Source organism: Paenibacillus woosongensis (assembly GCF_009725165.1).
GTDB lineage: Bacteria > Bacillota > Bacilli > Paenibacillales > Paenibacillaceae > Fontibacillus > Fontibacillus woosongensis.
The window spans coordinates 1-23955 of the sequence record NZ_WNZW01000021.1 but is presented as its reverse complement, the minus strand read 5'-3'; the positions used below and the strand labels follow the sequence as shown (position 1 = coordinate 23955).

Here is a 23955-nt window from a genome sequence, read left to right as displayed (position 1 = left end):
TGTACATCATTCGTACGTCCTATGCGTGCCGAATGAGGATATCTCACATGTTACAGCATGCTTTGCGCCTAGTCCATCCACCAGCGCTTTAGATCGCTCCACCAGGAGCGGCTCTGAGTTTTTTCTTCGACGGGCAGCGGTTCAGGCTCTTTATCCCCGTGAACATCACACGTCTCTGTCGGTTCTGTGCCCTCAATAAATACCTCCAGCTTTTTGCTGGGGCAATCCTCCGTCGCAAGCTTGCCTGTCGCGGGATCAAGATATACGCTGACAACCCCGTCGGGAATCGGAAAAATTTTTGGCGGTACTTTTTCCAGGGCCTTCTCGGTATATTTGGCGAATATAGGGGCCGCCTTGCGTGATTCAGCCGTACCTAGCATTTTCCCCTTGTCATATCCAACCCAGACGGCCGTAGACAGCTCTGGCGTGAATCCCACCAGCCAGGCATCGGTGCTTGTCGTGCCTGTCTTGCCGGCAACCGGACGCTTGATGTCCGCCGACACCCGGTTTCCGGTTCCTCCGGCTTCGAATACGCTCTCCAGCAAATGGGTCAGCACGTAAGCTGCGGCAGGCTCGACGACTTGCTCGGGGGCAGCGGAGGGAGCTTCATATAATATGTGGCCCTCATCGTCGGTAATTTTCAGTACGGCAACCGGTTTGACCTGTTTGCCTTGGTTACTGATTACCCCAAACGCCGTAGCCATCTCAAACGGACTGACCGGCGACGTACCCAGCGCCAGGGAAGGCACCGCATTCAGCGGGCTGGTAATCCCCATCTTCCGGCCTAACTCAATGACCTGATCGGCACCAACCGTCAGGATTGTATTGACCGCATAAATATTGTCCGAGGCGGCAATGGCCTGGCGCATATCGATTTCTCCCAAGTATTTGTCGCCGAAGTTTTTGGGGCTGTACGTTTTCCGGTTGTTATCATAATGAAACAAGGTCGGCTGGCTGGAGAATTTGCTGGCACTTGTCATCTTGCGGGAAGACAGGGCGGACAAGTACATAATCGGCTTGAAGGTTGAGCCAGGTTGACGGGCCGTTGCGAAGACATGGTTGTACTGGCTCCGTACATAGTTCACGCCGCCAACGAGCGCTTTGATATGGCCGGTGCGCGGGTCGATGGAGATCAGGGCTGCCTCCAGATCGGGCGAGTCCTTCAGTTCGCTTGTCACGGCAAGCTCGGCCGCCTTTTGCGCATCCATATCCAAGGTGGTGTATATTTTGAGTCCGCCGTTTTCCAGCAGGCTCTCATCGAATCCGAGCTCGTTGATGATCACATTTCGGACGTAGTCGCGAAAATATGGGGCCTGATCTCCAGTCGTCCGCAGCTTCGGAGATTGGAACTGGAGGATTTCCTCATAGGCTTTTTCCGCCTGAAGTTCGGTGATGTTTCCCGTTTCCACCATGGCATTTAAGATGAGACGCTGGCGGTCCTTTGCATTCTTCATCTGATTGAAAGGGGAGTAATAAGTAGGCCCCTTCGGCACACCGGCCAGCATGGCGCTTTCGGCCAGGCTGAGCTGTTCCGCGGATTTGCCGAAAAACATTTGGGCTGCCGCCTCGATGCCATAAGCACCGTGGCCGTAGTAAATTTCGTTAAGATACATTTGCAGGATTTCATCCTTACCCAGCTTCATTTCCAGCTGTGCAGTGTACATCGCTTCCTTCAGCTTCCGCGACCATGTACGCTCGTGCGATAAATACAGGTTTCGCGCGAGCTGCTGCGTCAACGTGCTTGCTCCCTGCACTCTGTTCATCTCCTTGAGATTGACGAGAACGGCCCGGGCCATCCCTTTAAGATCAAAGCCGAAATGATTATAGAACTGCCGGTCTTCTACAGCGAGCGTCGCTTGAATGAGGTATGGTGAAATATGATTTAGCGCAACGTTGGAACGGCTCCGGTCGGAGCTGGAAAAGACAGCGATAGCCTCGCCCTGGCGGCTGAGGAGCTGTGAATGCCGGTCGGAGTATGCTAGCGGCAGATCCGCTTGATATAAATAGAAGATAAGCGCTCCGGAGGCGATCAGCATGGTAACGCCACAGGCCAGGAAACATTTGAATATAAGGAATCTTCTGCGGTGCGAGCCCCGTCTGCTGCTGCGGACAAGTCTTTGCATAGCTCTCAATCGCCTCCAACCTTCGATTTTCCGCTCTTGATGCGGCTACTGTTCAGTATGGGAAAGTTTGGGGGAGATATTCATGGCGGAGGCATGGGGAAGATCGATTTTACGGATTTCCAGAAACAGTTGCATTTTCACCTTGTTTTAATATAATCAAATTTGTTTGGTACAATAGGAAGAGAAACTTTGCGAGAAGTGAATCTGGACAGCCCCCGGCCTCCGGTAAGGGTTAATATGACGGCTAAACACTATTCTAACGGGAAAGAAGGGTTATACGATGGAATTGTGGTTTACGGAGAAACAGACGCCCGTCTTTGGCATTACGGCAAAAATTCGGGAAACATTGGTGAGAGAGCAGACGGATTTTCAGGATTTGGCGATCATTGATACCGAAGAGTTTGGACGAATGCTAGTGCTTGACGATATGGTCATGACGACGGTGAAGGATGAATTTGTATACCATGAGATGGTAGCTCATCCAGCGTTGTTTACGCACCCGGATCCGAAGCATGTGCTTGTTGTCGGTGGCGGTGACGGTGGCGTTATTCGCGAAATAATGAAGCACCCTAAGGTGGAGAAGGCTGTACTTGTTGATATTGACGGGAAGGTCATTGAATATTCGAAAAAATATTTGCCGGAAATCGCTTGCGAGCTGGATAACCCGCGCGTTGAAGTTCAAGTAAATGACGGCTATATGCATATTATTCAGAGCAAGAATAAATACGACGTGATTATGGTGGACTCCACGGAGCCTGTAGGTCCGGCAGCCCCATTGTTCGAGCGCGGCTTCTACCAAGGGATCTACGAGGCGCTCAAAGATGACGGCATTTTTGTAGCTCAAACCGACAATCCATGGTTCAAAGCGGATTTGATTCAAAAGGTGAATAAGGACGTTAAGGAAATCTTCCCGATCGTCCGGGTATACGGCGCTAACATTCCTACGTATCCGAGCGGTCTATGGACCTTTACGATGGGCAGCAAAACCCATGATCCGCTTCAAGTAGATGAGACCCAAATTCCGGAGATCGATACGAAATATTACTCGCCGCGTCTGCACAAAGCTGCATTCGTGCTGCCTAAATTCGTAGAAGATCTCGTGAAATAAGGGGGCGTGCAGCAATGAAATTGGATCAGGCATATTCGGGCAACGTATTTATTTGCAGTTCCGAGTCGTATGAGGATGCCAAAGCGGTCATCTACGGGATGCCGATGGATTATACCGTCAGCTATCGTCCGGGCTCGCGGTTTGGCCCTGCGCGCATTCGCCAGGCATCGGTTGGTCTGGAGGAATACAGCCCGTATTTGGATAAGAGCATTCTAGACGCTGATTATTTCGATGCGGGGGACTTGCTGCTGCCTTTCGGCAATGCGGCCCGCAGTCTTGACGTGATTGGCGACTATGTTCGCGGTTTGCTAAAAGACGAGAAATTCCCGATCGGACTAGGCGGAGAGCATTTGGTCAGCTGGCCGGTCATTCAAGCGATGTATGAGAAGTATCCTGATTTGGCTGTAATTCATATTGATGCTCACGCCGATCTTCGTGATCAATATGAAGGCGAGCCGCTGTCCCACTCTACGCCGATTCGCAAAGCGGCTGAATTGATGGGCGGCAAGAACATTTATCAATTCGGAATCCGTTCCGGATCGAAGGAAGAATTTCTTTACGGACGCCAGAATATTAACTTCCATCCATTCGAGGTAGCCGCGCCGCTGAAGACCGAGCTTCCGAAAATGGGCTCGCGTCCGGTGTATGTAACGATCGATATCGACGTGCTCGATCCGTCCTGCGCCCCGGGTACAGGAACGGCCGAAGCGGGGGGGATTACCTCGAAGGAACTGCTTGAAGCGGTTCATTTGATTGCTAGATCCGACGTGAACGTCGTCGGCTGCGATCTTGTAGAGGTTGCTCCGATCTATGACCCGACCGAGCAGACGCAAATCGTGGCTGCCAAGCTCATTCGCGAAATGCTGCTGGGCTTTGTGAAGTAGTTTTAAATGGCTTATTTATTGTTCAGATTCAAATGCTGGAAATACCCTGCAGCGCAACTGGCTGCAGGGTATTTTTGTGCTCTGACCGGCGTTTGTCCCAGTGTATGCCCTTGGAACTATTTTGCATGTCTAGTGAGAAATTATGGCAACCTTTACCCAATTTATGCGTCTAATCACATGGCATTTGAAATATTTACTTAGCATATGAACTGGCAGGCAGTTAAGGAGGAAAGATGAACAAAAAGAGCAATCTAAAGGGCTATTTGTTGGCGGGCGGCTTGGTCGTCTTGGCTGCTGCTCTCATCATTGGTATCGTGAAGCTGCAGGAACGGGATCAAGCGTTGAAGGTTACGGATGCTTCCGCTGCGGGTGTTGCCCTTGACGGGGAACTGCCGGTAAAGCCAGACCTTGAAGAGCAATCTGACATATCGCTGGAACAGGTTCAGTATCAGGATCAAGAGGGAGAAGCACTGTCCCCTTACTTGCTGGATCACCTGTCATTCCAGGAGGAAGAGGTGAAATCCGTCCTTGCGGTTTGGAAGGGAACGAAGAAGGAATTACCGCTTGAACGCCAGTACGTGATCTTGCAATCTTTGCGTTTTACAGATATGCAGGCCGCGGCAACAGAGACGGCTTCCCCAGCAGGACAGGTTATTCTGCAATTTGCACTTAGCGATCAGAGGATCATTGAATTACCCTATAATTTGGACAATAACGCATTTGAATCCGCGGGGAAGGCATATTATGCCGATGACCAGGTGCTGCTGCTAATGCATGGTCTGATGAAACCCGATTCGGAGCTCGGGGTGTTTGATGCTTTTGAAGAAAGGGCCCGGTTGGAAGCGGAGAAGCAAGCCGAATTGTCGGAACCCAAAGGGGTTGAAAGGGAACAGATCGCGGTGGACGGCTTAATCTATTCAGAATGGGAGGAACGGCTGGACACCGAAACCGCTGACTGGAGTATTCCTTACTACGATAACGCCGTAGGCGAAGTCAAAGAGGTTCGCAAGTTTAGTAACGGAATTCTTGTGCTTAACAACAAAATCATCTTCTGCGACGGCTCTCACGAGACGCCCGGCGGAGTGAAGGTAGGGCTGACGGCGGCAGAGGTCGGCAAGAAACTGCATGCAGACCCGATGAAGCTGCCGAGTAAATGGAGTTATAAATCGGGGGATTATTTCCGGTTCCATCTTCATTTCGACGGTTCCAAGGTCAAATATATGGCTCTAAGCCAGCCGCTTTAACTAAATCCTTTAAATTAGAGACACCGCTCGTGAGAGCGGTGTTCTTCATGTAGAACCGGCGGCGGGGAACTCCCCGCAAGTTTTGAATGATCGTTGCTGAAGCTAAAATATTGAATTGCACCGTTGAACTGGATATAGTAGTACAATAAGAAAATGTTGAAGAACAGGCTGATGGATGGAGATGATAGGGTGCCGAACTGGAAGCCAGCCGTCATCGTCATTAATAGCCAGCAAGGCGATGAGGCTTCAGAACAGCGTATCAAGGGCGAGACATTAAGCAAGGGCAGCACGCTGTACGTCAGATATGTCGAGCCTGAACCAGGGCCAACGGGCGGTACGACGCGGGCCACGATTAAAATTTCGCAGAACGAGCTCAAAATCATGCGCCACGGGGAGGTGGAATCCGAGCAGACGTTCCAGCAGGGCAAGCGGCTGCCGGGGTTCTACAGGTCACCTTATACGAGGTTCAATTTATCTACAGATACAAGCAAGCTGGATTCTCGTCTGGATGAGTCCGGCGGGTCGGTAGCCTGGGAATACGACCTATGGGTTCATGAAGAAATCACCGGACACTTTGTAATCAGTTTACATATACAGGAGGAAGTTTAAGATGACAGTTAATCCCTTGGAACAAATCAATCAGTCCGTGAAGGAAGCGATTCTTAACGCAGTTGTTGCTGCTGGACTCGCAAATCGCGATGAGGTGCCTGCTATCGTATTGGAGGTGCCGAAGGATAAAGCGCACGGGGATCTCGCCACGAACGCTGCTATGCAGCTCACACGGATCGCTAAGAAAAATCCGCGCCAAATCGCGGAAGAAATCGTGAAGAACATCGATTATGAACAAGCTGGTGTCGAACGGGCGGAAATTGCTGGTCCGGGCTTCATTAACTTTTTCCTTAGCAAAAGCTATCTGTACCCTGTCTTGGAGCAGATTTATGCGCAAGGCGAAAAGTATGGCCGGGTAAAGCTTGGGGAAGGGAAAAAGGTACAAGTCGAGTTCGTCAGCGCCAATCCGACAGGCAGCCTGCATTTAGGACATGCACGGGGGGCGGCAGTGGGGGATGCCTTGTGCAACGTGCTTGATTATGCCGGTTACGAGGTTACACGAGAGTATTATATCAATGATGCTGGCAACCAGGTCGCGAACCTCGTGAAATCCATCGAGGCGAGATATATGCAGGAGCTTGGCCAAGATGTGGAAATGCCGGAGGACGGATACCATGGCGAAGATATCAAAGGCTTCGCAAAGGAATTGGTTGCCGAGAAGGGAGATGCGTTATTGTCCCTTCCGCCGGACGAAAGAGAGGAGTTCCTCCGCAAGTACGGATTGGAGAAAGAGCTGGATAAGATCAAGCGCGACCTGAGCCGTTTCCGGGTGGGCTTCGATGTATGGTTTAGCGAGACCTCTCTGTACGTGGATGGACAGGTGGAGAAGTCGCTGGAGGAGCTGCGCACCAAGGGACAAACTTATGAGCTGGACGGTGCGACATGGCTTAAATCCACGGAGTACGGGGATGATAAAGACCGGGTACTCGTGAAGAACGACGGAACCTATACTTATTTGACGCCGGATATCGCTTATCACCGCAACAAATACGACCGCGGCTATGATCGGATGATTAACATTTGGGGCGCCGACCACCACGGTTACATTCCGCGGGTGAAAGCGGCTATGCAGGCCCTTGGCAACGATCCGGACAAGCTGACGGTGTTGATCGCTCAGATGGTTAGCCTGTTCCAGGACGGCGAGAAGGTGAAAATGTCCAAACGGACAGGCAAAGCCGTAACGATGGTCGATTTGATGGATGAGGTCGGAGTCGATGCGATTCGCTATTTCTTTACAATGCGGAGCATGGATTCACATTTGGATTTCGACATGGATCTGGCTATTTCTACATCCAATGAGAACCCGGTTTATTATGTCCAGTACGCGCATGCGCGGATCTGCAGCATCTTCCGTCAGGCGGAGGAGCAAGGCATCGTGATTCCTGCCATCCAAGATGTGAAGCTGAGCAAGCTGACCGCTGAGCATGAGTTCGATCTATTGCGCAAAATGGGCGAACTGCCGGAAGAAATCGGCGTAGCGGCCGAGAACTTCGCGCCGCATCGCCTGGTGCGTTATTTGTATGAGCTGGCGGCATTGTTCCACAGCTATTACAAAGCGGAGCGCGTCATTACCGAGGACGCGGAGCAGACCGCTGCGCGGCTGGCGCTGCTTGGCGGCGTGCGTACCGTGCTGGCCAATGTGCTGAAGCTGATCGGCGTATCTGCGCCGGAACGGATGTAGCACGGGCCAGGGTTGTCCGCAACAGCGGCAAGCAGCGAGTCGTCGCGCCTGCGCATGGGCGGGAGTGCCGCTTGCTGCGCTGCCCGCATGCCGAGCCGCCTGGCTCGGGAGCCGTCTTCTTCGCGACTGCGAAGAGGGCGGCTTTTTGTGCGGCGGCTTTCCGCCGTGCGGCGTCCGGCAGGGCTGCACTCCTCTGCAGCTTGCAGGCCGCCCTGCCGGATCTTGCTGGCGTCAGCCCTGCCGGCGCCGCGATGTTTTGCCTCGTAGGAGGCGCACTGCGCTGACCTCGCCCTGCCTGGACCGCCCCCGGGGTAGCGACCCAGCCAGCGGACGCGCCGTGCGGCGAAGACGCTGCTTGATCTCGTCCGGTGTAAGATTCGGACGCGCCGCCAGCAGCAAAGCGATAGCGCCGCTGACATGGGACGTCGCCATCGATGTGCCGCTCATTTCGCGGTGTCCTCCACCGAGCCAGGAGGACGTGATTTTTTCCCCTGGGGCGTAAATGTCGATATAAGGGCCGTAATTGCTGAAAGAGGCGACCTTCCCGTCCCGGTTCGTAGCCCCGACGGAAATGGTCTGGGCATATTTTGCCGGATAATCCGCGGTGCGCTGTTTTTTGTCGTTTCCTGAGGAGGCGACAATAACGACGCCCGCTTCATGGGCTTTCCTGACAATATTTTTAAGGGATATGCTTGTCGACTTCATACCGAAGCTCATGTTGATAATGTGCATACGGTTTCTGATGCACCAGTCAATTCCAAGGATAATATCTGACACGTACGCTGATCCGTTATGATCAAATGCCTTGACGGGATATATTAATGAACGAGGAGCCACGCCAATCATCCCCTGCGCGCCGCCGGCTGCGGCGATCGTTCCCGCAATATGGGTGCCGTGTCCGTTATCGTCATGAGGCAGACTGGCACGGTTCAGCAAATGAATGCCGCGTGCCAATGAATAACGCAGATCGGGATGGCTGTAATCCGCTCCCGTATCGATGACGGCTATACGGATGCGATGTCCTGTTGAGACAGACCACACTTCAGGCGCTCCAATCCGCTTTACACCCCAAGGGATCTCGGTGGCGCGTTCTTTGGTGCGGGAAGCTGGCGAATTAACGCTGATGGTGGAATCACTTTCGACATATAGCCCGGGTTCGGAGTCAATTTGGCCTTCCTGAAGACGCAAAGGGCAAAACAGGGCTTGCAGCAGCGGCGATGAACGGATGGACTGCAGGGCGGGATATTTGTGCCGATACTTGAACCATTGACGGATAAACTCATAATAGTGGCTTGGCTGCAGAAATCGGACGATATGCCGCCCGCTTTTTCCGGAGGGGTCGATGGAGTCGTTCAAAAAGCGCAGTAATTTGGCGTAATCCATAGATGATATCCTCCCGAGTTAGCGTGTTGGAGTATATTATGATGAAGCTGCTGACCGGGAGTGGGGAAGTGGCCCTGTTCCGAGGAAATGGGCAAACAGGCCTGAGCTATCAATAATAAAAATATTGTTAGAAATGCTGCAAAAGGCTTTAAGTCCCGTGTCCAAAGGAAGAATATAGACATAGGATGAAGTGAAGGCCTTAATGGTCTTCATGACCACCCGAAGAGAAGGCTCGCGCCTTTTTCTCGGTCGGATACAGTCGAGAGACGGCGAACGATTTGTTCCCGTCTTTTCTAATGGATTTAGCGCCGTAGGGCAATACACGATTTGGACACGTTTTAACCACACTATTAAACTTGACATCTTAATACCAAATAGGTTTTACTTAGGTGTGATATGGATATGTTAGTGAAGGAATCAAGTTCCAATTTGATTTCGGCACCTGTATAGTGAACTTTGCGTGAGAGGAAGTGTCCGCCTGGTGAGTACCCCACTTAATTTGAAAATCGACCCGGAGAAGGTCCATGAAATTCCAATGGTTGACTTGGCCTTTTTGATTTTGAAAGCGGCAAATACACCGTATTATTACCGCGACCTGATGAACGAGGTAGCGAAGGTCCGCAATATGTCGGAGGAAGAAATTAATGAAGCGATCGCTCAATTGTACACGGAGATTAACATTGACGGTCGATTTGCCTGCGTAGGCACGAACCTGTGGGGCTTGAAGCGCTGGTATCCGATTGAGAAATCTGAGGATCCTGTGGCGAATGCGAAGCGTCCACGCATCATTAACGATGATGATGACGATTTGGAAGACGAGGACTTCACGGATGAGGAAGACGATTTCACGGAAGACGACGATTTCGATGCTATCGATGAAGAGGACGATCAAGACGAGCTGTTCTCGGATGATGACGATGACAGCGTCGACGAAGTCGATGAAGAGCCGCTGATCGATGATGAAGAACTCGATGAAGAGGACGAAGATTCGGATTCCGAAGATGAGGAATTCGAGGATGAATTCGAAGATAAATAAACCTGATTTTCATCCTTTGAATTTGCACGAAATTGCCACAATTGTAACCTCTTGAAATGCTCTCTTCTTTACTTGACAGGGGAGATGCTAACGGGTAAACTATTGCATGGGCTTATGATTCAAACCTATAAATATGTTCTAAATTTTAAAAGTGCCCCGACCTATTCGGGTGTCACTTTTTTGTTTTTTTATGTCCATTTTAGCTATGATTCGTGGGCTAATGGGTTACGCTATGATCTGAGTCGCCTGAATTTCTGGACTATTATGTAGGAGGTTTTTTGACTGTGGCAAAATATATTTTCGTAACAGGCGGGGTTGTATCTTCCCTAGGCAAAGGGATTACGGCCGCTTCACTCGGCAGGCTGTTAAAAAATAGAGGTTTAAAGGTAACGATCCAGAAATTCGATCCTTACATTAACGTGGATCCGGGTACGATGAGTCCTTACCAGCACGGGGAAGTGTTCGTCACGGATGACGGGGCCGAGACTGACCTCGATCTTGGTCACTACGAACGCTTTATCGACATTAACCTGTCCAAGAACAGCAACGTAACAACGGGCAAAATCTATTCCTCCGTCATCGGCAAGGAACGCCGCGGAGAATACCTCGGCGGAACAGTTCAAGTCATCCCGCACATTACGAATGAAATTAAAGAGCGTGTATTCGTGGCTGGCCGCGAGGCGGGCTCGGACGTGGTTATTACAGAGATTGGCGGAACGGTGGGCGATATCGAGAGCTTGCCTTTCCTGGAAGCGATCCGCCAGATCAAGAGCGACGTTGGCCGCGACAATGTCATGTATATCCACGTCACGCTTATCCCATATATCAAGGCTGCTGGCGAAGTCAAAACGAAGCCGACCCAGCATAGCGTCAAAGAGCTTCGCAGCATCGGCATTCAGCCGAACGTGATCGTATGCCGCACGGAGCATGAGTTGTCCGAAGACATGAAGGCGAAGATCGCTCTCTTCTGCGACATCGATGCCAATGCGGTAGTAGAGTGCCGCGATGCGGATACATTATATGAAATTCCTCTTAACTTGCAAGGGGAAGGGCTAGACGAGATTGTCGTCAATCACTTGAAGCTGAATGCACCGGCTCCAGATATGAGCGAGTGGGTAAAACTGGTTGACCGGATCAACAAACTGGAGAAGACGGTTGAAATTGCAATCGTCGGCAAATATGTAGCTCTTCATGATGCGTACCTGAGCGTTGTAGAGTCGTTGTCGCATGCCGGCTTTGACAACAATGCGGAAGTGAAAGTTCGCTGGGTAAATGCGGAGGAAATTACCGCAGATAATGTAGCTGAGCAGCTCAAGGGCGTCGGCGGCATTCTGGTGCCTGGAGGATTTGGCGACCGGGGGATCGAAGGCAAAATTACGACGATCCGTTATGCCCGCGAGCAGAAAGTTCCGTTCTTCGGCATTTGCCTGGGCATGCAGGTAGCTGTCATTGAAACTGCACGTGCGCTTGCTGGCCTGGAAGGCGCGAACAGCTCGGAGATCAATCCGGCTACGCCGCATCCGGTGATCGATCTTCTGCCAGAGCAGAAGGATATCGAGGATCTGGGCGGAACCATGCGTCTCGGCTTGTACCCATGTAAGCTAGTGCCGGGCTCCTTGGCTGAGCAGTGCTACAAGACAGAGCTGGTGGATGAACGGCATCGCCATCGTTATGAGTTCAACAACAACTATCGTGAACAGCTGGAAGCGGCAGGCCTGCGCATTTCAGGAACGTCCCCAGACGGCCGTCTCGTCGAAATCGTCGAGCTTCCTGACCATCCGTGGTTCCTGGCTGTTCAATTCCATCCTGAATTCACGTCCCGTCCGAACCGGCCTCAGCCGTTGTTCCGCGAGTTCGTGAAGGCGTCGATCGCGCATAATTCTTAATTCTTTTCTCTTCCTGTTAGGAATCACGAATGATTTTAAGTATCTTTTTACCAAATTAGAAGGGATTTCCTAAATCGAGGCGAATTATACCTTATGAGAATTACAAGGGCTAGACTTGTAGGAGGGTGTCTCAGTGGAAGAGAAGAAAGTGTTAATTGTCGATGATCAGAACGGAATCCGTATTTTATTAATGGAAGTGTTCAGCAGCGAGGGCTATAAGACATTCCAGGCTGCTAATGGCAAGATGGCTTTGGAGATCGTCCGCAGCGATTCACCGGACCTGGTGCTTCTCGACATGAAGATTCCCGGCATGGATGGACTCGAGATATTGAAGCATATTAAGGAAGTCAATCCGGCCATTAAGGTTATCATGATGACAGCTTATGGCGAGCTGGATATGATCAAGGAAGCGACAGAGCTTGGCGCATTGAGGCATTTTACGAAGCCTTTCGACATTGATGAAATGAGAATGGCGGTAAATATGGAGCTGAAGGGCGGCGCCGTCCTTTAAGCGAAAGCAGCAATCAAATATGTCGTAAAGACAGCCTCCTTCGAGCGAGGGGAAATTCGTTTTCCTTCGCCTGAAGGAGTTTTTTTTACATATGTGGGTAAGGTTTTTAGGTGGGGATCAACTATCGGTTGGCGGCATAATTTCATAAATAGATGGAAAAGCTTGAATAGTATTTTTGTCGGGTTGTGTTATAATAATTACGTGTGAATGTCGGCAAAATGAATACAAACAAACGTCCTAGGAGGATTGGAGCCATGCCATTAGTAAGTATGACAGATATGTTGAACAAAGCTCTTAAAGGAAAGTATGCAGTGGGTCAGTACAACATCAACAACCTGGAGTGGACATACGCAATTCTTGAAGCTGCCGAAGAAGAGAAATCTCCGGTAATTCTTGGCGTATCCGAAGGTGCAGCTCGTTACATGGGCGGATTCAACACCGTTGTGAAAATGGTGCAAGGCCTAATGGAAGACTTGAAAATCACAGTTCCTGTAGCGATTCATCTTGACCACGGTTCGAGCATTGACAAATGTAAAGAAGCGATCGATGCCGGATTTACCTCCGTCATGATTGACGATTCCCACAGCCCAATTGAGAAAAATATCGAAACGACGAAAGCTGTCGTGGAATATGCGCACGCTAAAGGCGTATCCGTTGAAGCCGAAGTAGGTATGGTCGGCGGACAAGAAGACGACGTCATCGGCGAAGTAATGTACGCGAAGCTGGATGACTGCGTACGTATCGTGAAAGAGACAGGCATCGATACGCTTGCGCCGGCTCTTGGCTCCGTACACGGTCCTTACAAAGGCGAACCGAATCTTGGCTTCAAGGAAATGGAAGAGATCTGCAATGCGGTTAGCCTCCCGCTAGTTCTGCATGGCGGTACGGGAATTCCTACGCATGACATTAAGAAGGCTATTTCCCTCGGTACTTCCAAAATCAACGTGAACACAGAGAACCAAATGTCCTTCACGAAAGTGGTTCGCGAAGTTCTGGCCGAGAAGGCTGAAGCTTACGATCCTCGTGTATTCCTTAAACCTGGCCGCGAAGCTATCAAGCAAACGGTTATCGGTAAAATGCGCGAGTTCGGTTCCAGCAATCAAGCCTAAGCCCATAACTCCAGGCACAGTTTGCAATTCATATTATAAGAAAGACACCGCTCCTCGGGCGGTGTCTTTCCTATTTCAGTACATAAGTGGTATTATGGATAAGAATCGTTGAGTGCTATTGAGCAAGATGTTTTATGTCTAATGAATTGAGGAACTATTTTCGGCTTCAGGGGGATTTTCTTCTTATGGAAAAGTTAATGATTCATGGCGGACGCCCGCTCAGGGGGACCGTTCAAATTAGTGGAGCCAAGAACAGCGCGATTGCGCTCCTTCCTGCCGTCATCCTGGCGGAATCGGAAGTAACTCTGGATAATTTGCCGCATCTTAGCGATGTGGCGGTATATACGGAAATATTGGAGGAGCTGGGAGCGAAGGTAACCTGGACGGACGGCAAAATCAAGATCGATCCGAGCCAGATTCGCCCTATTCCGATGCCTAACGGCCCCGTGAAGAAGCTGCGGGCCTCTTATTATATGATGGGCGCCATGCTGGGGAGATTTGGCGAGGCAACGATTGGACTGCCAGGGGGCTGTAACTTCGAACCGCGTCCCATCGACCAGCATATTAAGGGGTTTGAGGCGCTGGGAGCCACGGTTACGAATGAGCACGGATCCATCCATCTCCAGGCTAAAGAGCTGAGAGGCGCCAAAATATATCTGGATGTGTGCAGCGTCGGTGCGACGATCAACATTATGCTGGCGGCTGCGAGAGCCAAAGGCTCCACGATTATTGAGAATGCGGCAAAAGAGCCTGAAATTATAGATGTTGCCACATTGCTGAACTCGATGGGAGCCAGCATCAAGGGCGCGGGAACCGAGACGATCCGAATTGAAGGGGTTAGGGAGATGAGCGGCTGCCGCCACTCGATTATTCCTGACCGGATTCAGGCGGGTACTTATATGATCGCTGCGGCCGCGACCCGCGGCGATGTGATCATCGACGGGGTTATTCCGAAGCACCTTGAGGCGCTTACGGCGAAGTTAATCGAAATGGGCGTTACGGTCGAAGAAATGGACGAGTCCATTCGTGTTCTTGGCGCGCCTCGGTACGAGCATGTTGACGTGAAGGCCCTTGTCTATCCGGGCTTTCCGACGGATATGCAGTCTCCGATGACCAGTCTGCTTACACAGGCGGAAGGGGTCAGTGTATTAAGCGACTTCGTGTATAGCAGCCGGTTCAAGCATGTCCCGGAGCTCGTACGGATGGGCGCGAAGATTCGCGTGGAAGGGCGCTCGGCCATCATCGAGGGCGGCGAGCTGAACGCAGCCAAAGTTAAGGCGACCGACCTGAGGGCAGGGGCCGCGCTCGTTATTGCGGGTCTAACCGTCAAGGAAGGGGTCACAGAAGTATCCGGCGTCGAGTTGATTGATCGCGGGTACGATCATCTTGTGACCAACCTGCGTGCACTCGGTGCCGATGTGTGGCGTCAGGCAGAGTAGAAGTTCTCTGCCGGTCGCATATTTTTGCTGGAACCGGGTAATATTAGTAAAATGCGTCTATCAATTTTCCGATTTTTAGACTTATACTGGTTTCATAGTGTAATAGACAATTAATCATTGCTGCATAACGAAAAAATTGAATAGGTGGTATACTATATGGATTTACAAATCGCTGACTTGGAAGAAATGAAACTGACCGAGCTGTACAAGCTGGCGAAGCAGTATCAGATTCCTTATTACGGCCAGCTTAAGAAGAAAGAACTAATCTTTGCGATCCTGAGGGCTCAGGCGGAGCAGAGCGGTCTGATGTTCATGGAAGGCGTCCTGGAGATCTTACCCGAGGGCTACGGCTTCCTCCGCCCGATCAACTATTTGCCCAGCACGGAGGATATTTATATCTCGGCCTCCCAGATCCGGAAGTTTGATTTGAGGACAGGTGATCTGGTGTCCGGCAAATGCAGGGCTCCCAAAGAAAATGAACGGTACTTCGGACTATTGCAAGTGAATGCCGTTAATGGCGAGAACCCGGCCATCGCAGCAGAGCGTCTGCACTTCCCGGCATTAACACCTCTTTATCCGCAAAGCAAGCTCGTGCTTGAAACAACCCCTAACCATTTATCCACTCGCATTATGGATGTTCTAGCCCCTGTTGGACTTGGACAACGCGGTCTGATCGTGGCACCGCCCAAGGCAGGAAAGACGCTGTTGCTAAAGGAAATCGCCAACAGCATTTCTACTAATCATCCCGAGATTGAGCTATTTGTGTTACTTATCGATGAACGCCCGGAGGAAGTTACGGATATGCAGCGTTCGGTAAAGGGGGAAGTGATCGCTTCCACGTTCGATGAGCTGCCTGAGAACCATATCAAGGTGGCTGAGCTTGTGCTGCAGCGTGCGCTTCGTTTGGTAGAGCATAAGAAGGATGTTGTTATTCTGCTAGACAGTATAACTCGTCTGGCCAGAGCCTATAACCTGGTCGTTCCGCCTTCTGGCCGTACGCTGAGTGGGGGGATCGATCCCGCGGCCTTCCATCGTCCGAAGCGTTTCTTTGGGTCGGCGCGGAATGTTGAGGAGGGCGGAAGCCTGACTATTTTGGCAACGGCTCTAGTAGACACGGGCTCCCGCATGGATGACATCATTTACGAAGAGTTCAAGGGGACGGGAAACATGGAGCTTCACTTGGACCGGAAGCTAGCAGAGCGCCGGATATTCCCGGCTATCGATATCCGCCGTTCCGGAACGAGACGCGAAGAAGTGCTCTTGACGAAAGAAGAGCTTGATACGATTTGGTCCATTCGTAAAAATATGAACGACTCCTACGACTTTGTGGAGGGGTTCTTGAAGAAGCTGCGTGACAGCAAAACCAACGCGGAGTTTCTGGCTTCCTTCGATACCGCTGGCAATAATTCAGCTTCGTCTGGCAGTGGAAGCAGCACGCGCCGTACGACCCGTACCGCTGCGCCTTCGGGCTCCGGATCGGGTTCGTCATCTTAACAATAGGCCTGACTCCATGGAATGGCTGAAGCATTCCGCAATCGAAAGGCAAAGAGGAGAACGACATGTATTTAGTATATGCAGACAACAAAGGGCAAGTATATGATCACCCCTCAATGTACGGTCTGGCTCGCAGCGGGGACATGATCGTGGAAATTCTGGAGGATGAGCTCATTCCGCTGCCGGAAGGGGCGACTCTGGTAGGGCTTCCCTCGACGAGGCCGGTAGGGATGGATCCAGACACCGGTGAAATGATGCCGGTCCCTGGAGATGTCCAGGCCGTAGGGGCTCTGCTTCCACAGGGATTTACCCGTCTCTGTCTTCCCGGTTATGTAAAAACGGATAAAGAATATAAGCTCCCGCTGTTCGGATATTCTGCGGTGGTATGGAAGGACGGTCAATTTTACGTAACGGCGCGTTTATCTGATGATCCCGAGAAATGGAATCCTTTGAATTGCGATCCGCTGGAGTTGAAGAATCAAGTCAAGGCGCTGCGGACAAAATATCCCGAGAACCGCTTATACGAGCATCTCTCGAATTGTGCTTTGGGATATGAATGTTTGACTGCTTCGAACACGTTCCTGAATCGCTGGGAGGGTGCGGTTCCCGTGTCGTACTCCTGTAATGCGGGCTGCTTTGGCTGCATCTCGGAGCAGCCGGATGACAGCGGGTTCGTCGCTCCGCAGACGCGCATGAACTTCCGCCCGCGCGTCGAAGAAATCGTTGAAATCATGCTGGAGCATTTGAAGACCCCGGAATCGATTATCAGCTTCGGCCAAGGCTGCGAGGGAGAGCCTTCGACGCAAGCCAAGCTGATCATCGAAGCGATCCGTGAGGTTCGGCGCCAGACGGATTTGGGTTATATCAATATCAATACGAATGCGGGGCTGAGCGACCATATCCGCGGCATTGTCGATGCCGGGCTTGATTTGATGCGCGTCAGTACAATTAGTGCGTTGGATGATCATTATAATGCTTATTACAAGCCTCGCGGGTATTCTTTGGCGAATGTAGAGAAGTCGCTCCGCTATGCCTCGGATCAGGGCGTGTATACGTCGATTAACTACTTGATTTTCCCGGGCGTGACGGATCGGGAGGAAGAGATCGAGGCGATGATTGAATTCGCCCGTCGTACAAAGCTTCGCCTGATTCAGCTTCGCAACCTTAATATTGACCCGGAGAGCTATTTGCAGCTTATTCCTCCAGCAAAAGGGGATATATTCGGCATGAAGCAGGCGATTGAAATATTTCAGCAAGAGCTGCCGGAGGTAGTCATCGGTTCTTATACCCATGTCCCCCCTGCTGAATTAGCACGAGTAAAAGTACGGGGGTAAACCTCATATATTCCAATTGCACGACAAAACATGGCGTGATATAATCACGTTATGTGTCATTATAACTCTGTGCACGCTTGAGGCCCAGGGCGGAAAGAAGGTGAAGTCATGAACGAAGCTATTCAACCTAAATATCACGTGACAACGGTAACTTGCGCTTGCGGAAATACCTTTGAGACAGGTTCTGTGAAACAAGACCTGCGCGTTGAGATTTGCTCCAACTGCCATCCATTCTTCACAGGTAAACAGAAATTCGTGGATGCTGGTGGACGTGTTGATAAATTTAAGAAGAAATACGGCATCTAATCTACGTTTGATAGAGACATGCTGCGTTTGCGGCATCGCGAAATACATGGAAAATCCCCTGCCATCCGGCGGGGGATTTGTTGTCGTTACCGAATTTATTTTTTGAATTCGATACTTTGTTGCATTTGTGTCCATTCGTCGCTGCTGACTAAACCGAGTCTCCATATCGCTATGCCTTTGAGGTTGTAGCGCTTTGCTAAGCCGATCAGCGTGTTCACTGAATGGGTATTCTCGCTGTTAAGGTTCAGACCAAGCACCAGCTTGTCCTTCTTCGTCTCCTTCAGGGCAAGGCGAATCGCTTCATCCACTTTATCGGCAGGCTCCGGCTGCCCTGTTCCGCCGCTGCTGCGGTAATCATAGGCCATGATGATGATTTCGTCGGCAATTTGGCCTAGCGCTTTGTAGTCATAGCCTTGATACGAGGAGTTCAGCGGGTGGAGCGCAAGAGCCAGCCTTAGATTCTCGGATTTGGCTTGCAAGGATACCTCCTTAACGAAGGCAGTGAAGGAAGAGCGGGTCTTCACTTTGTCTGTGGTAAGTCCCAGCCCTTCGAAATCCAGCAGGATGCCTTGAAATTGATTGTTTTTAGCGGCAGCGATCATTTCTGTAATGGCCTGTTTTCGGGCGTCTGCATTCTCGATGATTTTGGTTAACTCGCCACTAACGTCTCCCGAGTAGACCATTAAATAGGGAAGGGTCCGTGATTTGGCTGCTTCATTGACCAAACTCTCGGGGGTGATGTCTCCCGCAGGCTGGGGCCATTTGAAATCTTTTCCGCTTAGCGTAAATTTACCGTTCTCGTCAATCCGGCTCCAGCCGAAGGCGACGGAGTCCAGGCTTGGTATGACCGATGCGTCGGAGAAGGACGAGATGGCATAGAAGCCCATGGTATACATTCGCTGCTTCGGGGAGGAGATTGAGACGGTACGCGTCTTCTGATCCCAGTTGACTTGGGCGCCGAATTGCTGGCTGAAGAAGCTGAGCGGGATTAAGGTATGCCCGTCTGAAGTCTGGGGCGCTACCGCCAGATCTACGCTGGATCCATTCACAGTCGACTTCTTGCTGTTTAGGGTTAGCTGTACGCGAACAGAACTAGGACCATTCCCTTTGACGGCGGAGATGCTCTTTGTGTTTGCGTCCCAAGTTACTTGAATGCCGAGCGCTTCTGAGATCGCGCGAAACGGTACAAGAGTAGTTCCCTCTTTAATGACAGGCTCGGCTGGAAATTGCAGGGGGTATCCGTCAAGCATGATGCGGATTGAGGTGTCGGCATGAGCTTGCTGCGGCAGCGACGTCACTCCGCCAAGAGTGCCAATCCATATTGAGGCGGCGAGGGCGAATTTGCCTATTCTTCTCATTAAGGTACATCCTCTCTATGAAGTTCCATATTATTCTATAAATATATCAAACTTTGAGAGAGAAGGCATGTATTCACGAATAATCTTAAATAGACAACTTTTACCGTCAGTTGCATTTTGGACAGGTATGAGCTATACTTATTTTCACCGTGCTAGATGGGGAGGTAGCGGTGCCCTGTAACTCGCAATCCGCTATAGCGAGGTTGAATTCCTGTTAGAGGTCTTGCCGATGTGAGGTCCGGTCTTTACGGCAGACGTTGACAGACGGGTCCTCCGCAATGAGTACCTGTGAACCTGGTCAGGTCCGGAAGGAAGCAGCCATAAGCAGTCATACTTTTGTGCCGGGGGGAAGCCTGTCTCGAGTTGCGCCGTAAAGGTGCCGCTTGGATCGCAATGATCAATAACAGGTGCACGGCTACATAGGTTTATAGAACGACATCTTTGTCTTTGGGACAGAGATGTTTTTTTATTTTTATTTACCGGATCCCTTCGTCCGAAATCATCTGCAATCTTCCTGCTTGTATTGAAGGGAGTGAAGGGTTAATCTTTTACTCGGGGACATGTCCGGATAGAAGTTTTTCTCGTCCCTGGAGTATAGTATAATGGGAAAGTGACGATTATCGTTTCAAGAAGAAAGAAGGTGCCGCATATGGAGCATATTGCGCTGTACCGTGCTTGGCGGCCGCAGTCGTTTCAGGACATGGTAGGACAACAGCACATTATCCGCACGCTGCAGAACGCGATTCGGGAGCAGCGGCTGTCGCATGCTTATTTGTTTAGCGGGCCTCGGGGAACGGGGAAGACGAGTGCGGCCAAAATTTTGGCCAAAGCCGTGAACTGCGAGAAGGGGCCGGCTTCCGAGCCGTGCAACGAATGTGACGCTTGCCGCCGGATTACGGCGGGGGCTGTTATGGATGTACTTGAGATTGACGCCGCTTCCAACAGGGGAGTCGAGGAAATTCGTGATTTGCGCGAAAAGGTGAAATATGCCCCTACCGAGGTGCGGCAGAAGGTTTATATTATTGATGAAGTTCATATGCTGACGACGGAAGCGTTTAATGCACTGCTAAAGACGCTGGAGGAACCGCCGCCGCATGTCATGTTTATTCTGGCGACAACGGAGCCGCATCGGCTTCCAGCAACGGTAATTTCCCGCTGTCAACGCTTTGACTTCCGCCGGGTATCCCTGGAGGAGCAGTGCGAGCGGCTAAAGCTGATTTGTGAACAGGAGGGTATTACGGCTGAGGATGAAGCTATCCAGTATATTGCACGGTTGTCGGATGGTGGCATGCGGGATGCGCTGAGCATCCTGGATCAGATCGCTTCGTTCTCAGATGGGCATGTATCCTACAAGCAGGCGCTGGATATGACAGGCGGGATTCCTTCGAAGCAGTTCGCGGAAATCGCGAAGACGCTGATCGAAGGCGATGTCGGCGGTATGCTGCAGTTGATTGAGGGTCTTATGCAGGAAGGCAAAAGCGCTGATAAATGCATGGAGAATCTGCTGTATTACTTCCGCGATTTATTAATGATTAAAATGGTGCCGAATGCGGAAAAAATGACGGAGCGCGCGCTGGATCTCCAGGAATTCAAGGAGATGGCAGAAGTGTTTACGCGCCCGCAGTTGTTCCGGATTATCGATACGCTGAACCATTATCAGACCGAGATGAAATATGCGCTGCAGCCGCAGACGCTGTTTGAGGTAGCTCTCTTGAAGCTCTGCAGCATTCCGCAAAGCGAAGAAGCGGTTAACGTACAGGCTGTCTCTGCTGTTGCTGCAAGCTCCCCTGCCGATCAATCTGAGATTCAGCAGCTTCGCCGGCAGGTGGCGGAGCTGGAGAAGAAGCTTGAGCGCGTAATGCAGGGGGGGCTGGGTGGCGGAAGCCAAGACGGGGACAACAGAGGGAATCGCCCGGCATCGCGGACGACAGCGCCTCGCGTAGCCTCGAAGGCCAAGATCCCGGCAGGGATAGATCGCTATTTAGCTCAGCGAAGCAGCCCGGAATTCATGGCGGTACAGGGGAAATGGAATCAGGTGCTCCAAGGGGTTAAGGAAGAGAAGATTACCATTCATGCCTGGTTCGTGAACGGCGAGCCCGTTTCCGTGCTGGATGATGCCATCCTCGTCGCATTCAAGAACGATATTCACCGTGAAACTACAGAGAAGCCAGCGAACAAGCAGCTCATTGAAATGGTTATGGAGCGGGTGATGGGTTCACCGTACCGTCTAGTAACGATGATGCTCAAGGACTGGAATGACAGTATTGAAGGCGCTGGGTCACAGACATCAGAGGAGGAGCCGTTTCAATTAGAGCCTTCGGACGATGGCGGCGGCAAGGAGCCATGGGTAGACGAGGCTTTGAACATGTTTGGGGACGACCTCGTTGTTGTGAAGGAGTAACAGGCTGGATTTTTGTACAATTCTGATTAACATATAAATGACTAAGAAGAAGGAGATGTAGGACAGATGAACAATATGAACCAAATGATGAAGCAAGTGAAGAAAATGCAGGAGCAAATGCTGAAAGCCCAGGAGGAGCTCGGCAGCAAAACCGTCGAGGGAAGCGCTGGCGGCGGCGTAGTTACCGTTGAAGTGAGCGGACATAAGAAAGTGCTGTCCATCAATATCAAGCCGGAGGCTGTAGATCCGGACGACGTGGAAATGCTGCAGGACTTGGTGCTGACTGCGGTAAATGATGCGCTTGGCAAAGCGGATGAGCTGGCTAACAACGACATGGGTAAGTTCACAGGCGGAATGAAAATTCCAGGCCTGTTCTAATTATACGACTGAAGGAGATCACGCTCATTGTATTATCCCGAACCGATCGCCAAGCTGATCGACGCTTTTACTCATTTGCCGGGAATCGGGCCTAAGACGGCCGCGAGGCTGGCGTTTCACGTGCTGAACATGAAGGAAGACGATGTGATTGATTTTGCCAAGGCACTGGTTAGCGTCAAACGGAATCTCCACTACTGTTCAGTATGCTGCAATATTACGGATACCGATCCTTGCCGGATTTGCCAGGACAAGACGCGGGATTCATCCGTAATTTGCGTAGTCCAGGACTCCAAGGATTTGGTGGCCATGGAACGGACAAAAGAATTTGATGGTTACTATCATGTACTGCAAGGTGCTATTTCACCCATGGAAGGACTTGGTCCGGATGACATTCGGCTAAAGGAGCTTCTTAACCGTCTTAGCGATGAGCGGGTTAAAGAGCTGATTTTGGCGACTAACCCCAACATTGAAGGAGAGGCTACGGCGATGTATATTTCTCGCCTAGTGAAGCCGTTCGACATTCGGGTTACCCGGATTGCCCATGGGCTGCCGGTCGGCGGCGACTTGGAGTATGCGGATGAAGTAACCTTATCCAAGGCGCTCGAGGGGCGGCGTGAATTAAGATAACTTTAAAGAAGGTTGATTCGGAAGCTCTGGTTTTATGACCAGGGCTTCTTTTTACTTTTACGGCCCGTTTGTACGAGGTAGTTCTAAGTTTGTCCCTTTCCCGATACACATGAAATATACCGATTTGGGGGGGCGGATATAACGTGAAATTGAGGCAATGGCTGCTGAGCAGGAAGAAAATGAGACAATACGATAATGAGCTTGAATATAAGGAGCAATTGTATCGTGAGGTAATGAAAGCCCGGCGACAATGGGAGCAGGCTTATTGTGCCCTTCAGGAGGCGGTGGGGGCGGACGAGGTGGATATAGCTATATATACGCTGGAAGCTGCTGAAAGAAGGTATCAGGTTCACTTAAAAGCGGCAAAGCAGGCGAATGTGGTATGGGAGCCATTTCAATTTGGATCATACTCAAAGGACGGATTCTATCTTCGAGACTAATAGGCGATATATGTTTCTGCTAGGAGGGGTGACGAATGATGAAAATGATACTGTCTCTGGTGCTTATCGTGTCATTGCTGCTGCTGGGTTATATCGTGTTTTCGCGCAGGCTGGGATTGGCATGGCTCACTCGCCTTGGCCTTCATGTTGTTTTGGCTGCACTAGGAATATATATCGTCAATTTCTCGGGTCTGCTCACGGAGACATATATTCCGATGAATCCGGTCACGATCAGCACGGTGCTTATTCTTGGCCTGCCTGGTGTAGGTTTGCTGCTTGGGCTTAAATTAACAATGTTATAATCACATTTCGTGGTTGACGTTAAATTGAGTTCTGTGATACATTATAAATCGCTTCTTCAAATGGCCTTGCTTGTCGGGGTCAGTCAACAAAATATTTTTTTTAAAAAAGTATTGACTTAAGAAGAGCGACTATGATATATTATAAAGGTCGCTGCTGAAACAACGGTGACACGCAAAACAAGGTTGATCTTTGAAAACTGAACAACGAGTGAGCGGGTTTCACGGAAGTGAAATCTAAATAATAGAGTCAGATGCAAATCTGATCTCGTCAGATTCAAAATGAGCAAGTCAAACTTTAATGG

At 50.8% G+C, this 23955-nt stretch carries 22 protein-coding genes and 1 other RNA gene; 19 read left to right on the top strand and 4 right to left on the bottom strand.

Annotation, left to right across the window (positions count from 1 at the left end; all coding sequences use genetic code 11):
* Nucleotides 1-68: 68 nt before the first annotated feature.
* Nucleotides 69-2123: a transglycosylase domain-containing protein gene (locus GNP95_RS24845; RefSeq protein WP_155613499.1), complete on the bottom strand. Its 2055-nt coding sequence runs from the start codon at nt 2121-2123 to the stop codon at nt 69-71.
* Between the two features lie 280 nt (nt 2124-2403).
* Between GNP95_RS24845 and speE the strand changes: the two genes are divergently transcribed.
* The 5 genes from speE (at nt 2404) to argS (ending at nt 7649) form a co-directional block, all read left to right on the top strand.
* On the top strand, nt 2404-3231 hold the full coding sequence (gene speE, locus GNP95_RS24840) for a polyamine aminopropyltransferase (RefSeq protein WP_155613498.1): 828 nt from the start codon (nt 2404-2406) through the stop codon (nt 3229-3231).
* A 14-nt stretch (nt 3232-3245) separates the two neighbouring features.
* The gene (gene speB, locus GNP95_RS24835) at nt 3246-4115 is read left to right on the top strand and encodes an agmatinase (protein ID WP_155613497.1); all 870 of its coding nucleotides are present in this window, start codon (nt 3246-3248) and stop codon (nt 4113-4115) included.
* Between the two features lie 233 nt (nt 4116-4348).
* Entirely contained in the window at nt 4349-5359 is a 1011-nt protein-coding gene (locus GNP95_RS24830; RefSeq protein WP_155613496.1) for a hypothetical protein, read from the top strand.
* Between the two features lie 153 nt (nt 5360-5512).
* Nucleotides 5513-5968, top strand: coding sequence for a YwiB family protein (locus GNP95_RS24825; protein ID WP_230874000.1), 456 nt, complete (start codon nt 5513-5515; stop codon nt 5966-5968).
* A 1-nt stretch (nt 5969) separates the two neighbouring features.
* The gene (gene argS / locus GNP95_RS24820; RefSeq protein ID WP_155613495.1) at nt 5970-7649 is read left to right on the top strand and encodes an arginine--tRNA ligase; all 1680 of its coding nucleotides are present in this window, start codon (nt 5970-5972) and stop codon (nt 7647-7649) included.
* A gap of 231 nt (nt 7650-7880) precedes the next feature.
* Here argS and GNP95_RS24815 read toward each other — a convergent pair whose 3' ends face one another.
* Nucleotides 7881-9032 (bottom strand): S8 family peptidase, encoded by a 1152-nt coding sequence (locus GNP95_RS24815; RefSeq protein ID WP_155613494.1) that lies wholly within the window; start codon nt 9030-9032, stop codon nt 7881-7883.
* 481 nt (nt 9033-9513) lie between these two features.
* Here GNP95_RS24815 and rpoE point away from each other — a divergent pair, with 481 nt between their 5' ends.
* From rpoE to rpmE, 8 genes are all read left to right on the top strand, one after another.
* A complete protein-coding gene (gene rpoE / locus GNP95_RS24805; protein WP_330163615.1) occupies nt 9514-10068 on the top strand; it encodes a DNA-directed RNA polymerase subunit delta in 555 nt (184 codons plus the stop codon).
* A 284-nt stretch (nt 10069-10352) separates the two neighbouring features.
* Nucleotides 10353-11954, top strand: coding sequence for a CTP synthase (locus GNP95_RS24800; protein WP_330163614.1), 1602 nt, complete (start codon nt 10353-10355; stop codon nt 11952-11954).
* Between the two features lie 133 nt (nt 11955-12087).
* Nucleotides 12088-12465, top strand: coding sequence for a response regulator (locus GNP95_RS24795; protein ID WP_055105456.1), 378 nt, complete (start codon nt 12088-12090; stop codon nt 12463-12465).
* A gap of 254 nt (nt 12466-12719) precedes the next feature.
* Nucleotides 12720-13574: a class II fructose-1,6-bisphosphate aldolase gene (gene fba, locus GNP95_RS24790; RefSeq protein WP_155613491.1), complete on the top strand. Its 855-nt coding sequence runs from the start codon at nt 12720-12722 to the stop codon at nt 13572-13574.
* 185 nt (nt 13575-13759) lie between these two features.
* A complete protein-coding gene (locus GNP95_RS24785) occupies nt 13760-15013 on the top strand; it encodes a UDP-N-acetylglucosamine 1-carboxyvinyltransferase (protein ID WP_155613490.1) in 1254 nt (417 codons plus the stop codon).
* A gap of 156 nt (nt 15014-15169) precedes the next feature.
* Nucleotides 15170-16507: a transcription termination factor Rho gene (gene rho / locus GNP95_RS24780; RefSeq protein WP_155613489.1), complete on the top strand. Its 1338-nt coding sequence runs from the start codon at nt 15170-15172 to the stop codon at nt 16505-16507.
* 65 nt (nt 16508-16572) lie between these two features.
* Nucleotides 16573-17841: a radical SAM protein gene (locus tag GNP95_RS24775; protein ID WP_155613488.1), complete on the top strand. Its 1269-nt coding sequence runs from the start codon at nt 16573-16575 to the stop codon at nt 17839-17841.
* Between the two features lie 108 nt (nt 17842-17949).
* Complete coding sequence (gene rpmE, locus GNP95_RS24770) at nt 17950-18147, top strand: 50S ribosomal protein L31 (protein WP_155613487.1); 198 nt, start codon at nt 17950-17952, stop codon at nt 18145-18147.
* Nucleotides 18148-18242: 95 nt separating this feature from the next.
* On the opposite strand, the gene GNP95_RS24765 is transcribed toward rpmE, so the two are convergent.
* The gene (locus GNP95_RS24765; RefSeq protein ID WP_155613486.1) at nt 18243-19505 is read right to left on the bottom strand and encodes a stalk domain-containing protein; all 1263 of its coding nucleotides are present in this window, start codon (nt 19503-19505) and stop codon (nt 18243-18245) included.
* A gap of 147 nt (nt 19506-19652) precedes the next feature.
* On the opposite strand from GNP95_RS24765, the gene ffs reads away from it, so the two are divergent.
* From ffs to GNP95_RS24735, 6 genes are all read left to right on the top strand, one after another.
* Nucleotides 19653-19920: signal recognition particle sRNA large type (gene ffs / locus GNP95_RS24760), an RNA gene on the top strand.
* 234 nt (nt 19921-20154) lie between these two features.
* Complete coding sequence (gene dnaX / locus GNP95_RS24755) at nt 20155-21906, top strand: DNA polymerase III subunit gamma/tau (protein ID WP_155613485.1); 1752 nt, start codon at nt 20155-20157, stop codon at nt 21904-21906.
* Between the two features lie 66 nt (nt 21907-21972).
* Nucleotides 21973-22284, top strand: a complete 312-nt coding sequence (locus tag GNP95_RS24750; protein WP_155613484.1) for a YbaB/EbfC family nucleoid-associated protein — start codon at nt 21973-21975, stop codon at nt 22282-22284.
* Between the two features lie 27 nt (nt 22285-22311).
* Nucleotides 22312-22911 (top strand): recombination mediator RecR, encoded by a 600-nt coding sequence (gene recR, locus GNP95_RS24745; protein WP_055105465.1) that lies wholly within the window; start codon nt 22312-22314, stop codon nt 22909-22911.
* A 143-nt stretch (nt 22912-23054) separates the two neighbouring features.
* Nucleotides 23055-23351 (top strand): DUF2508 family protein, encoded by a 297-nt coding sequence (locus GNP95_RS24740; protein ID WP_330163613.1) that lies wholly within the window; start codon nt 23055-23057, stop codon nt 23349-23351.
* A gap of 38 nt (nt 23352-23389) precedes the next feature.
* Nucleotides 23390-23653, top strand: coding sequence for a pro-sigmaK processing inhibitor BofA family protein (locus tag GNP95_RS24735; protein ID WP_155613522.1), 264 nt, complete (start codon nt 23390-23392; stop codon nt 23651-23653).
* Between the two features lie 116 nt (nt 23654-23769).
* On the opposite strand, the gene GNP95_RS26320 is transcribed toward GNP95_RS24735, so the two are convergent.
* A partial coding sequence (locus GNP95_RS26320) for a hypothetical protein (protein ID WP_230873999.1) occupies nt 23770-23955 on the bottom strand: 186 nt, incomplete at its 5' end.